Source organism: Rhizobium sp. ZX09 (assembly GCF_017357485.1).
Classification (GTDB): domain Bacteria; phylum Pseudomonadota; class Alphaproteobacteria; order Rhizobiales; family Rhizobiaceae; genus Agrobacterium; species Agrobacterium pusense.
Genome location: NZ_CP031363.1, coordinates 202,278 through 215,292, shown reverse-complemented (window position 1 = coordinate 215,292; position 13,015 = coordinate 202,278). Strand labels below are relative to the sequence as shown.

The following is a 13,015-nucleotide window of genomic DNA, read 5'->3' as shown; positions in this document are numbered from 1 at the left end:
GCATTATACCGCCTTATCAATATCAGGAACCAGCTGGCGTATCCGAATCGGTTCCGCTATCAGATTTATCCGTGATCGGACCGTTGGAGAAGGTCACACCGGCCTGCAGCAGCACCTTGTCACCAGCTTCGGTGATGGCAACGACGCCGTCTGAATAGACTTCGACTTCCTTCACCACGCCCGTGACGGTATCGTCGGCGCTCTTTACCGTCTTGCCGACCAGATCCGACGCACGGGTCAGTGCTTCGGCCTGCAGCATGCTCTTCAGATGGGTGTTCGTCTTGATGGTCTGCTCGACCTGCGAAAAGCTTGCAAGCTGCGACATCTGCTGACCAGCATCCATCGGGCTGGTCGGATCCTGGTTCTTCATCTGGGCGATGAGGAGCTTCAGGAAGCTGTCATAGTTCAGCGAGGCCGCGTTCTTGTCGTTGCTGCTCGCCCCGGCATTCGCCCAGGGGTTTGCCGCCGCCGCATTGACTGCATCTACCGCCATGGTGCGATCTCCTTGCGAATCTGTTCGATCGTTGCAGGGGTCATTTCCTGATTGTTGAGGATTTTCTCCTCGATCGGGTAAAGGCCGCGGATGGCCTTCAGCGCTTCGAAAGCCTTGCCGGAGGCAACCAGCCCGTCGATGCGCTTGAGCTCCGCAAGGACCTCGTCATGCTGGAAGCAATTCAAGAGCATGCTCACGGACTTGCGGAACATGTTGGTGGACTGTTCCCGCCCCTCCGGATTGATAAGGATCATCTGCGCGATGAAATAAAGCTGTCTCAGCGGGGTGGTAGCCTGGTCGGGCTGCAATACGTGGTTCTCGAGCAGGAACGTGACATCGTTCAGGAATTCCAGCGCCACCTTGCGATCCACACGCAGAACTGCGCCGTTGATGAAAATCTTTTCGCCCGACTTCAGCGAAATTCGAAGTGTACTTTTCATTTCAGTCCATCCCTGATGATGGTTGTCACGTCAATTATGCCCTGGAAATTCGTCGACTGACGTTTCCGGATCAGTTCGCACTCTTTCAGTATCCAGATCGCGATCGAAATCAGATTGGCCCTCAGTTCCATGGCCAGTTGATTATCCGGCTGCTTGAGATCCTCAATGAAGCGGATCCAGACCCGTCGAGTGTAAAAAAGCGCTTCGATCGTGTGCCGCTGAGAAGAGGAGTCCTTCGCCTCCGCAAGCAGTTCGATCGATTTGGTCAACGCCTGTCGCTCGCGGTCTTTCGCGTTGGCGACACCATCCTCCATGATTTCGGCGTAGGAAAACTGGTACATTCATGTATCCTTTATCTGCCGCCACCCCTGTTCATCAGAGGTAGTTCACCAGACTCATTTTTTGCAGACGCGACGTGAGGCTGTATGCGATCTCAATCTGCTGCTGCAGCAGATCGAGACGGGTCTTCGCCTCGTAGGTATCGATCCCCTCGATATCCAACAGATGTGTTTCGATGATCTTCTTCTGGCCAGCCAGAGAGTCATTCGACTTTTTGACGCGCTCCTGCGAAAGGCCAAGACTGCTTGCCTGCTGGTTCAGCCCACTGATCGCCTTGCCGATAGTCGTCACCGACTGGGTGGCGACCGCCTCGCGGACCGTGCTCGAAACATTGTCCTTGAGGAAGGTCATCGCCGTGATTGCCGTCATCGCGAAGTAACGCATGCCCTGCGAATTGCTGTTGGTCGACGTTTCGACCACTTCGTTCTGGCTGATCCGGCTCGTCATGTTGGTATCGCTGGCGTTGGAACCGAACCTCGTCCAGAAATCGACATTCTGTCCCACAGCGAGACTGCTGTGCGGCGGGTTGGTTACGGTCGTCGTACCGTTGAATACGCCTTCCATATGCGTCATGAAGGCGTTGACCTGATCTTTGGACAGGTCCGAGATACTCCCCACGGCCGGCGTCTGTGTCGCCATGAAATGGTTCAGTTCGGCGTCATAGGCAGCTTTCAACGGCGAACCGTCGGCGAAATAATCCTGGACCGGCTTCACATCCGTATTCGTACCGGAAAACAGATACTCACCATCCACGGCCGTGTTGGCAAAGCTGGTGAAATTATTGAAGGCGATCGTGATTTTCTGGTTGACGGTGGCCAGCGTGGGCTGCTCGCTGCTCGTATTGGGCACCAGAACATTGAGGATTTCCTGGGCGGCCTTTGCCATGCCGTCCAATGCGGTCTGCGACGATTCAAGACGCTGTGTGGCGAAGGAGTTGACCGTGACGAGCGAGGAAATCCGCTCCACGTCCCTGTTGAGATCGAGGCTGCGGGCCGTATTGGCACCCAGCGTCACACCAAGATCCGCGTGCTTGCCCGTGGTCAGCTCGGTATTGAGATTCGTCATCTCAAGCTGAGCCTTGAGGATGGTGCTGCGCATGCTGTTCTGCATCGCCAGCGATGAAATGAATGACGTTTTCATCCTTACCTCACCATGTCCATCAAGGACTTGAGCATTTCATCAACGGTCGTCACCAGTTTCGTGGCCGCCTTGTAAGACTGCTCGATATCCATGAGCAGCGACAGCTCCTCGTCCAGGCTAACCGCCGTATTGTTCGAATAGGATGTCGCAGAGCGCTCATAAAGCGCGCTTTTCGCTTCGTTTGCCGAAGTCGCACCGGACCGTTCCTGTTCGAGCCAACCCATCGAGTTGGTGCCGTATTTCAGGATGCTGGTATTCGTATCGATACGTGTCGACGCGGCGAAATTCATGGGCGCGTCGAATGCGGTCACATAGCTGTCGATCAGAGCGGAAAACCCGGTTCCGCCCGTAGCTGCGGGATTGACTATATAAGCGGTACCGTTGATGCCGCCGTCGCGCAACAATTCCGGATTGCCACCTTGCGAAATAATTAACGCGGAGTTGACGGTAATGGTCGCAGCGAGCCCCGGTACGACGACGCCGGCGGGAGGAATCTCGCTCGTTGCGGTTGCCGTCGACCAGGTGAAAAGGCCGGGCTTCGCCGTCAGAGGCGTCGCAGGCGGCGCCGGCTGGGTAATCGGCTTTTCCGCAAACATCGTGATCAGGCCGCGCGCGATTTCGTCGAGCTGGCTCTGCATGGTCGGCGCAAGTTCATCGCGAACCTGCATCAAACCCTGAAGCGATCCTTCCGCCGTCGTGTTGCTGCCGCTGCCGGCCTTGAGCGCCACGCCGTCCACATAAATCGCGTTGCCGGTGGTCGTCGCGTCGTAGCCCGGCTGCGCCTTGAAGGTTACCGGACGCGGTACGATCTCGAACAGCGTCGCGCCGTCGGTCGTGTAAAGCGCGACGTCATTATTCGGGCGGTTGACGACATTGATGCCGATGATGGACGAGATGTCCTTCAGCAAGGTCTCGCGCTGATCGAGTGCATCACTCGGATCGCCGCCGATCGCCGTCTGCGCCTTGACCTCGTTATTGGCTTCCTCGAATTTCGCGAGCAGGCCGTTCAGCTTGTCGACCTGAAGGGAGATTTCTTTGTCGGCACGCAGACGCATCGCCTGCAATTCGGCAGACGCCTTGTTCAATGAGCTGGCGACATCCGCGGCGGACGTCACGGCCGTTGCGGCAAGAGCAGCATTGCTCGGCTTGGCGGCATAGCCGCTAAGGCTCTTGAGCAGTTCCTTCATGTAAGTGGACGGCGCGCTTTCGTAGTCGTTGCCGCCGAAAATACTCTTCATCTCCTCGAGACCGGTCAGAACAGTGTTCTGCCCGGTGGCCAGCGAGGCGCTGGAAATCGTCTGCCTGAGAAGACTTTCATTCTGGGCACGGCCATTGGAGACGATACTCGCTCCGGCCATGGTCGTGCCGAGAATGGCGGTTCGCTTGACGTAGTTCGCATTGCCGACATTGGCAATGTTTTTCGAGGTAACGTCCGTCTGCTTACCTGTATTATTGAAAATCGACTGCGCAGTATTCATTGCTGACGTGAGCGACATTCATCTGTCCCCGTAGGAATTACTATCTCTTCAGATTGATCAGGACGTCCATCAAATCCGATCCAGTCTGGAAGACCTTCGAATTCGCGGTATAGATGCGCTGGGATTCAATCATGTCGGTGAGTTCGCTGGCGATATCGACGTTCGAGCCTTCCAGCGCGCCCTTCTGGACGTAACCAAAGCTGCCCGATTGCGGGAAGCCGATGGTAACGACACCGGACTCGTTGCTCGGAAGATAAACGTTGCCGTTCTGCGGGCTCAGGTTGTCGACGCTCGGCACGGTGGCCAGCGCCAGCTGGTAAATGTTGCGGCGGCCGCCATCCTGGTAAACTGCCGTCACTACGCCATCCTTGCCGATTTCGACATCCTTGATCTGGCTCGGACCGTTACCGTTCAGGATCGCCGTGCCGGGCGTGAACTTCGACGAAAACTGGGTCATGTCGGACAGGTCGATGTTGATCGCCTGCGCCACGCCGCTGTTGTTGTCGTCGATGGTGATGGATTTGGGAGACGTAGTCGTCAGCTTGTTGGTCGCAGGATCGAAGGTCAGCGTGACGCTTTCCTGCACAAGGGATGCCGGCGCAGTCGCCGTATAGGGGAAGCCACCATTGGTCGACTGATCCTGACGGTAGACCGCCACTTCCCAGGTGTTGTCACCAGTCTTGGTGTAATAGAAGTCGTAGAGCACCTTCGCGCCGCCGCTATCGAATGCGGTCAGCGAAGTCTTGTTGCCGAACTTCGCCGTTGCGGAGTTGGTGCTGGGGAGCGACGCCGCCGCTACGGCCGTATCGTCGCGATTGAGGTTGGCCGGGAAGCTGCCCTGCGTGGAGGGCGATGCCGTCAGGCCGAAATTGTTGACGTTAATGGCTTCAAGACCTGTGAAGCCGTTAACGACGGCAGCCGGCGGGTTGGAACCGTAGGGGTAACCCATCAGCTGGAAGCCAGCGGCGTTTTCCAGATAGCCTTCCGAGTTTTTCACGAAAGAGCCGGCACGGGTGAGATAAGGCGTGCCTGCACCATCCTGGACAACGAAGAAACCGTTGCCCTGAATGGCAAGGTCAGTACCCGAGGTGGTGTAGGAGAGGTTGCCCTGCTCCGAAATGCTGTAGCGAACGTTGGACTGCACACCGCCGGAAGCGTAGCTGCCCGACGAGGAGGGCAGAACGAGCGACGAGAACGACGTCGATGCACGCTTGTAACCGGTGGTGCTTGCGTTGGCGATGTTGTCGCCAACGGTGCCCAGCTTGTTCGCCTGTGCATTCATGCCGGACACGCCGGTTCGCATAGTGCCGAAAATACTCATTCAAAAACCCTCGTGGTCATCTTTCAAGGAGAAGGTAAAGCGTTTGGCTTGCGTGAAGCTGTCTGAAATACCGCGTTTGAAAAAGACCACGCGGGTCAATGAAAATCATTGCCAATCAATGCTGTAGCCGAGGAACCGCTTGGAATCGACCGGGTCGTAGCCAAGTTTCTTGCGCAGCTTCTTGCGCAGCTTGCTGATGTGGCTTTCGACGACGTTTTCTTCGACGTCATCATCGAAGATGCCGTAGATGGCATTGAAAATCTGCGCCTTGGAAACGCGGCGTCCGCGATTGGCGATCAAATATTCAAGAATGCGGCGCTCGCGGCGCGGCAGGGGAAATACCTCGCCGCCCACTTCCGGGTCGCGTCCATCGGAGAAGACCCGGATCGGACCGGCGTCGGTGAAATTCGAAATGACCTGCAGCCGGCGGCGAATAGCCGCCGCACGTGCGAGGATTTCCCGAGGGTGAACGGGCTTGCGCACGACATCATCAACGCCGCTGTCGAACAGCGCGAGTGTCGCTTCCAGCGAGGGCTGGTCGCTCACCGCGATGACAGGCGCCGTCGTGCGATCCCTGATCGCCTTTGGCAAGGAGAAGCTCCGGTCGCCCTGGCCGATCAGGAAGGCTTCCACAGCCGCAAGATCGCTTTCCGCCGCCGTCGAGACCCATTCCCCGAATTCGACCGGATCGAACCCGGTCGAGGGAATGCCCTCACGTCCAAATAGAGATGTATAGCCGTCTTTAACGAGCTCGCGCTCATCAACCACTACGATCATTCGTCCGCCTCCGAATCAGTGTGGTGTTTTCCAATGAGGCATTGGTACGAATCGGGGGATTCAGCGACAACTGTAGGAAATCATCGATAGTTATTAATAATTGATTAACCATTTTGTGCCGATTTGATCTATATATAGTGGGTGTTAACCATATATGGCACAAAATTTTTGTGTAAAAATTTCCGAAATCGCTAAAAAACGCTTGAAACGCCTTTTTCGGGCTTTGTCTCGCCACATTTCCGATAGCGAGTCCCAACCCCTGATAAAGCAATTTCAGGTTGTTATCCGTCGCAGAAATTTTTCGCGTTGGGCGTCCATTTCCCGTAGCCCGTCGCCACCAGATTGGCGATGACCCGACAGACATATTTCTTCTGGGCCGGGTCATTATTGGGCCCCGCGTGATAGCGGGCAACCGCCATCGTCCAGGTCTCGTGCCTGTTGTGGAGGTTACGCAGGAACATGGCGGCATATTCTACATTGCGACGTGGATCGAACATTTCGCGCGCAGATGTGAAATTTTCGCCGTGGAAATAATGATTTATCTGCATGCATCCGAGGTCGATCAGCTTGGCGCCATTGCGTTTGGCAGCCTCAAAAGTCATCAAGGCCTCTTCGGTAGAGGCCGCAAATACCGGTTTTCCTTCGATATTCATGGCGTTGGGATCGAGCCGCCCCTTGCGGCCAGTCTCCGTCAGGCCCACTGAATAGAGAATTCCCTCCGGCACGCCGTACTTGCGTGCCGCAGACTGGATCTCTCTTTCACACACGCCTGACGTTGCCGAGGCCGATGCGTTTTCAGAGATAGACGCCATTGTCAGCAGAAGTGCGGGCAGAGCCAAGAGTGCCGTCCATGCCTTCATTATGCACCCCCAAATTATCGCCATTGCCTTGCCGGCCGCCTCGTGCACCGGACTCGTCACGGTTGCGGCCCGCAGCCGCCTGCTGGCCCTGTTGCTGCGCCTGCTGATTTTGCTGATTGTTGGCTTGTGTGCCCGTTTGGTCACTCTTATCAGAAGAAGCGATGCTGATCGTGATGTTATCGACCGTCAGACCCTGCGCCTTGAGGCCATCAAGGATGCTCTTGCTGTCTTCCTGGAGCTTTTTATAGGCCGCGACGCTCTCCACAGTCATATGCACGGCGAGTTCGTCACCGGCAAGACGCAGTGACATCGTCACCGATCCAAGTTCGATCGGCGTCATATGCAGCTTCAGCGTATGCACGACCTTGCCGGTGCTGCTCTGGGCGGCTGCGTTGGACAGCGCTGAACCGGGCTGCATGGCGCTGACCCATTCCGGATCATTGGCGATCAGGCCGGTCAGAGCCGAGGCATTGGAGGAGGGCGCCAGACCGATGAAGCGCCGGGAATCGAGAACCGTTACGGTATCGGCCGCCTTGCCGCTGCTTTCCCGCGTGTCGAACTCCACGCGGCCTTCGCGCTGAACCGTGCTCATATCAAGAGCGCGGGCTGCACCCGAACGCGGAGACGCGAAGCGGAATGACGAGGCATCGCCTTCGTTTTCCGAAGCCGAACCCGCCGCATCATTGGCAGCTGCAACCCCAGTCGGCATGTCTTTGGCCGGATGTTCAGCCTTGCTGCGGACAGGTTCAGCCCTGTCGGACTTGACCGTGTCGGTCTTGCCGGCAATTGCCTGCGCAATTTCTTCCAGCGGCGTCTTGGCCGTGGCCATTGCCCCGGCGCTGGCCGTAACCAGCTGCAGTTCGGCGAGCTTCGGATCGAGAGTATCCGTTATCGCCTCGGCATCCTTATCCGCCTCATCCTTGAGCTTCTTGCCAGGCTTGCCGTCCCCCAATTGTGCCCGCGAGGATTTGACCGCGTTCTGGAACTCGGCAGCTGTGTCGTGAACTCGACCGTCCCCGGCATGCTCGTTGACGATGACATTCAGGAAGGCTGCAGGCCGTTTGACCGGAACGTCCATCTTTTCCCCCTCGCCGTCGGCCTGTCCGTGCTGTTGCCCTGCTGAACCAGAATCGTCTGACCGCGAATGCGGCGCCTGCGGCGGTCGCTCGTCACGAACCGTGGAAAGGGCATCGCCAAAGCTGCCGCCTCTCGCCTCGTCACGTGCGGCAGCACTGCCTGCGCGCGGATCGGACGGTGGCGCATTCGTTAGCGCATTGATGGTTGCGTCGATCATGGTGCCCCCTCGCCTTTCTTCAACAGGCTGTCGATTTCATCGAGCTTGCTGCGGCCGCTTGTCACGAGCTGCCGGACATTCTCACCGCCATCGTCGGCCTTGTGGCTTTCAACCCGCCATATGCTTTTTTCCCCGCCAGCCACCGCATCATTTTTGGCTGCGTTCTGTCTGGCGCCCTGCGCCGCCGCGTCGACATCAGCACCTGATAGCGAGGGAGGACGAACCACCTGTTCGGCGATCGCCCTTGCGGCATCTCTGAGGGCCCTGTCCCGGTCCGAAAGCTGCGTTTCGGGAATTTGTCCGATCGTCTCGATCGCGCTCACCACATCGGGTGTTCCAATGTTGGAAAGGCTTTCGTAGAGATTGGCCTGCGCTTCCGGTTGATCCGGCGCGGCGGACGACAGCGTCTTCGCTTTAAGCGCCGCCATGCGGGCCAGCGAATCCTTGCCGCTGATCGCCGCAAGACGCGAAAGACGCAGATAGGCTTCCTTCTGCCTTTCCGCATCCATCATCGCGAAGGTCTCCACTATCGCGTCTTCGCCGACGGAATCAGAGCGTTTGACCACCAGCGAGACCAGAAGATCCGCGAACTGGCTTGCATAGGGCGAATGCAGGAACCGCCGCGCGTAACGCTGTGCGTATTCGACGCCGCGTTTTGCATCGCCGTCTTCAACCGCAATGGCGAGCGAGCGGCGCAATGCCGCCTCCTCAACGATTGTCCCTGGCGCTTCAAGCCGGGCAATGTCGTAAAAGCCGAGCGCGGCCAGAGGATCGCGCGGGATCGTGACATTGCCACCGATCAGCGCCAGATAAGCGCCTATCCGCGTGCCGCGATATTCAGGCACCATTGCCGCGATGCTCTGCGCCACCAGCGTCCCCTTGCCCGACAGATACTTGCGCAGGATATCGGCGACGCGGCTGTCGAAATTGCCGTCCACATCGCGCGCGACCAGCAATTCAAGCGTGGCGGGATTGCCGCCGCTCATCGCATAAATCAGCGCCGCATCGACATTGCGTGGGTCCTTGAAGATCGCCGAGGGCGCGCTTTTCAGCCGCTCGTCAATGGTCTGGAGCAGGAACCGCTGCATTTCCGTTGCCGAATGGTCTCCCTTGGCAACCGAATCCTGCACGAATTGCAGGGAGCGCAGCATGGCATAGGGCATGAGATTGTCTTGCGACTGCGAAAACGCCTTGAATGGTCCGGCACCGAGACCACAAAGCGTCGCCGCAAGAAGAAGCCAGCGTTTCGAGGTTTTCGTCACACTCACCCCCGATCAGCCTCAAGCAGGATTTCGATACGGCGGTTGGCATCCGCCAGGGGATCTGCCGGGACCTGTAATCTGCGGTCCGCAAACCCAGAAACCTGCTTTACCCGCTCTTCCGACAGGCCGCCGCGCACCAGCATGTAATAGGCGCTGTGCGCGCGGTCCATGGAGAGGCGCCAATTGTCGTTGGCCTCGCCCTTGAACTGCCGCCCATCCGTATGGCCGCGGATTACCACGCTGCCACCGCGCTCCTGAAGCAGTTTGCCGATCTTTTCCATGGCGAGAACCATTTCGCGCCGGGGAACGGCCGATCCGATATTGAACATCGGTGTTTCCGTCTGGTCGGAAATGGTCAGCAGCAATCCGCCTTCCGCAGGCGTCACGACCAGCCCTTCCGAGAGCCTGCCGGTTATGCCGGATATCTGTTTCTCGATTTCTTCGCGCAGCGTATCGGCCTTTTCCCATTCAGCATCGCTCGCTTTTTGCTGAACATCCTTCGCCTCTTGCTGCTGCTCGGGCCTGGGCCGTACAAGCGCTGCCTGCTCGGCGGCATCCGGCCGTTGCTGCGGTACAACCGAGGCGACGTCCATGGGCCTGCCGTCTTGCGCCTTGTCTTCCGGCGCCTGAGACGATTTAACCGCAACGGCCTGAGCGCTGTCGGCAGCATTCTCCTGCTTGTTTTCGGCGGCCTGCTGCTCAACCGGTTTTTGTTGCTGATCGGCGCGGGTGATTTTCACCTGTTGCGTCCAGAAATCAGGATCGAAGGGATCGCGATAGGCCTCGCCGCCGCTTGCGCCGGTTGCAGGGCCGGAATCGGCAGCACCGCCCTCGCCCTTGGCGCTGACATTGGCCTGCTGACCGACCTGCTGGGCGATTTCCGCCAGCACGGAATAGGGATTTTCGAAAAAATCCGCTTCGGAGAAATTCGACTGTTCACCTGTCTGGGACGTCAGGTCTTCGCCCGTCGCCGCGGCGGATCCCTTGGTCACTTTCTCTGCCTGAATGTTGGACTGGTCCTTTTTCTGGACGCCCTCTTCCTTGTCCACGGGCTTTTCCAGCCCCTTGGACGAGGGTTTCTCATCGGACAGTTTTATCGGATTGAAATAGCTCGCGACCGACGCCTTGGTTTCCTCATTGGCGGCATTGACCAGCCACATGACGAGGAAGAACGCCATCATCGCCGTCATGAAGTCGGCATAGGCGATCTTCCACGCACCACCATGCGCACCGTCGTGGCCACCTTTATGGCGCTTGACGATGATGATCTCGTTTTTGCCGTGGTGATGGTTTTCGCCTTCACTCATTTCATCACCTTGCGAAGACTGGAGGCCCAGGCGGACATGCGCGTCACGAAGACGCTCTCACCCAGCTCGACTGAAAGATCGATATCGGCGGTCTCGGTAAACTTCATCGTCTCTTCTTCAAAGCCGGGCTGGGTCTTCAACTGCTCGAACAAATCCTTCGGACCTTTCACGACAAGCGTGACGGCGTCACCATCCGGCATGGAAGCGCGCACCACATCCGCCAGCGCCGAGACTGCTTTAAGCGACAGTTCTTCCGTCAAAACCGGAGCAAGGATTGCGGCGGTCTGTTCGCTGAGGGTGGCGGCAATCGCATCAATGCCCTCTCGCAGCCCGCGCGACAGAAAGACCGCGATTTCCTCCAGATAGGCGGATCGCAGCGCCTCCAGCTCAGCCGAATGGGCGGACAGCAGCTCGTCGCGTTCCGCCTGCATCTTTTCGGTGATTTCGCGTGTCGCATCCTCATGGCCACGGGCGTAAGCGGCCTGCCTTTCACTCTCCACGTCGACGGTTTCGAATTCATCGAAACCGGATGCAGCGTCGGCAAATGGCGCAACGCCATCGGTATCCGCCAAGGGATCGCCGAAGGCCAGTCCTGCCGGCTGAGCGTCACCGAAGTCCTTCAGATATCTTGCGATGGAGGTGGTCATGCACGCCCCCGGCAAAACAGGGGACGAGACATGTTTCGCTGCCTGCGATCTGGAACGTTCTGTCGCATTTCCGGGCGGAAAACCGGGGTCCGCTTTTCCTGGAAATGCTCTAAGCCGTTTGGCGGCACCACCGTCATCCTTGCTACCCTGCCCGTCTCTTCCATGATTCCCGGAGGACCGCGCCATGCGATCCGCCCCATATTGCCCCGACGTTAGGTGTTCAAACTTGTGCGAGGATGAAGGCGGAACTGTTCAGCACGTCTGCGCCACGTTTCCGCGCATGCCCATGCGAGGAAGCTCCATTACTTGAAGAGCTGGAGAATATTTTCCGCGTTGGCGTTGGCGATGGAGAGTGACTGGATACCGAGCTGCTGCTGTGTCTGGAGCGCCTTCAGCTTGGTCGATTCCTCGTTCATGTCAGCATCGACAAGACGACCGATGCCCTTGTCGATCACGTCCATCAGGCTCGACACGAAGTTCTCCTGCATGTCGATACGGCTCTGCAGCGAGCCCAGGCTGGACGCCGCGCTGGTCATCGCTTCGAGCTGGCCGTCGACAAAGGACATCATCGCATCCAGCACGTCGGCTTCGGTATATTGCTCTCCCGTCATGGTTCCCATTTTCTGGGCGAGATCGGTGAGCTTGTTGATGTCGAGCGTGGAGACGGAGATTCCGAGTTTACGAGTGTCGGGGTCAATTGCCGCAGTGACATCGTAATACCAGTTGGTGCTCGGCGATGTCGTGGTCGCGACGGGAGTAGTGCTGTCGGTCGCCGGAGCGCCCGCCGCTGCCGGGTCGGTGGAGGTGAGCTTTACCCACACACCATCACCGATCTTCAAATAACCCTCCGTATTGGCGGCATTGGTATAGATGCCGGTCGCCTTGACGGAAAAACCTGCCAGTGCCGCCACTTCGCTATCTTTCAGCGTCGGAACGACATAATCCTTGTCGGTGACGGTGGGAGCGGCGGGTGCCGCGGGCGTATCGGTCGTGCGCATCGTCACGATCGTCTCGTTCTTGCGCAGGAATCGCGCTTCGGTGTCGAGAATGCCGAACTTGCCGCCGCTCAGATCGAAAAGCACCGTGCTCGAATCGAGTGAATAATCGACCGTCGTCACCCCGACTGCGCCTGCGGCGGTGCGGGTAAATGAAGCGACGATCTTCTTGATGACCGGCTCTTCCGCGGGCGGCGTCTTGCCGTCGCCGATCTTCGCCTGGAGCCAGTTTTCGCCGGAGAAAGACGCCGATTCGGAGATGCTCTTCAGCTGATCCTGGAGCTGCTTGATTTCTTCCTGGATCTTCGTCCGGTTGCTGCCCACACCATAAGCGGCAACCAGCTTCGCCTTCAGCGATTTGACCGTCTCAATAGCACTTTCCACGGCTTCGAAGGCGGTGTCGACCTTGGCGGCGCCGAGACCAAGTGCGTCCTGAACGGCCGAAAGCGCCGCATTGTCCGAGCGCATGGTCGTGGAGATAGACCAATAGGCCGCGTTATCCGCTGCCGTCTCGACGCGGTAACCGGAGGAGACGCGCGCCTGCGTGGTCTCGAGGTTCTTGTCGATCATGCGCAAGGTTTGCAGCGCGGCCATTGCCGCCGCATTGGTCATAATGCTGGTCATGGGTTCCACCCAAATCAAAATGTAAGAAATAATCCGGC

At 58.1% G+C, this 13,015-nt stretch carries 13 protein-coding genes; all 13 read right to left on the bottom strand.

Annotated elements, in window-relative coordinates; all coding sequences use genetic code 11:
• Nucleotides 1-22: 22 nt before the first annotated feature.
• Nucleotides 23-493 carry a flagellar hook assembly protein FlgD gene (flgD, locus tag BTN45_RS01055; protein ID WP_004440022.1) on the bottom strand — a complete coding sequence of 157 codons (471 nt, stop codon included), beginning with the start codon at nt 491-493 and terminating at the stop codon, nt 23-25.
• Complete coding sequence (gene flbT, locus BTN45_RS01050) at nt 484-933, bottom strand: flagellar biosynthesis repressor FlbT (protein ID WP_004432543.1); 450 nt, start codon at nt 931-933, stop codon at nt 484-486. Before flbT ends, flgD begins: the two co-directional genes overlap by 10 nt.
• Complete coding sequence (gene flaF, locus BTN45_RS01045) at nt 930-1,274, bottom strand: flagellar biosynthesis regulator FlaF (RefSeq protein WP_004440020.1); 345 nt, start codon at nt 1,272-1,274, stop codon at nt 930-932. Before flaF ends, flbT begins: the two co-directional genes overlap by 4 nt.
• A gap of 34 nt (nt 1,275-1,308) precedes the next feature.
• On the bottom strand, nt 1,309-2,412 hold the full coding sequence (locus BTN45_RS01040) for a flagellar hook-associated family protein (protein ID WP_207588597.1): 1,104 nt from the start codon (nt 2,410-2,412) through the stop codon (nt 1,309-1,311).
• A 2-nt stretch (nt 2,413-2,414) separates the two neighbouring features.
• Nucleotides 2,415-3,908, bottom strand: a complete 1,494-nt coding sequence (flgK, locus tag BTN45_RS01035) for a flagellar hook-associated protein FlgK (protein ID WP_004440016.1) — start codon at nt 3,906-3,908, stop codon at nt 2,415-2,417.
• Nucleotides 3,909-3,930: 22 nt separating this feature from the next.
• Nucleotides 3,931-5,211, bottom strand: a complete 1,281-nt coding sequence (locus BTN45_RS01030; protein ID WP_004440014.1) for a flagellar hook protein FlgE — start codon at nt 5,209-5,211, stop codon at nt 3,931-3,933.
• A gap of 105 nt (nt 5,212-5,316) precedes the next feature.
• The gene (locus tag BTN45_RS01025) at nt 5,317-5,988 is read right to left on the bottom strand and encodes a response regulator transcription factor (protein WP_006698188.1); all 672 of its coding nucleotides are present in this window, start codon (nt 5,986-5,988) and stop codon (nt 5,317-5,319) included.
• Nucleotides 5,989-6,269: 281 nt separating this feature from the next.
• The gene (locus BTN45_RS01020) at nt 6,270-6,848 is read right to left on the bottom strand and encodes a lytic transglycosylase domain-containing protein (RefSeq protein WP_004440012.1); all 579 of its coding nucleotides are present in this window, start codon (nt 6,846-6,848) and stop codon (nt 6,270-6,272) included.
• Nucleotides 6,784-8,142 (bottom strand): flagellar hook-length control protein FliK, encoded by a 1,359-nt coding sequence (locus BTN45_RS01015; RefSeq protein WP_207588595.1) that lies wholly within the window; start codon nt 8,140-8,142, stop codon nt 6,784-6,786. Before BTN45_RS01015 ends, BTN45_RS01020 begins: the two co-directional genes overlap by 65 nt.
• Nucleotides 8,139-9,410 carry a chemotaxis protein MotC gene (gene motC / locus BTN45_RS01010; protein ID WP_207588593.1) on the bottom strand — a complete coding sequence of 424 codons (1,272 nt, stop codon included), beginning with the start codon at nt 9,408-9,410 and terminating at the stop codon, nt 8,139-8,141. Before motC ends, BTN45_RS01015 begins: the two co-directional genes overlap by 4 nt.
• Nucleotides 9,407-10,711 (bottom strand): MotB family protein, encoded by a 1,305-nt coding sequence (locus tag BTN45_RS01005; RefSeq protein ID WP_207588591.1) that lies wholly within the window; start codon nt 10,709-10,711, stop codon nt 9,407-9,409. Before BTN45_RS01005 ends, motC begins: the two co-directional genes overlap by 4 nt.
• The gene (locus tag BTN45_RS01000; protein ID WP_207588589.1) at nt 10,708-11,358 is read right to left on the bottom strand and encodes a hypothetical protein; all 651 of its coding nucleotides are present in this window, start codon (nt 11,356-11,358) and stop codon (nt 10,708-10,710) included. Before BTN45_RS01000 ends, BTN45_RS01005 begins: the two co-directional genes overlap by 4 nt.
• 302 nt (nt 11,359-11,660) lie before the next feature.
• The gene (locus BTN45_RS00995) at nt 11,661-12,977 is read right to left on the bottom strand and encodes a flagellin (protein ID WP_004440000.1); all 1,317 of its coding nucleotides are present in this window, start codon (nt 12,975-12,977) and stop codon (nt 11,661-11,663) included.
• Nucleotides 12,978-13,015 lie beyond the last annotated feature (38 nt).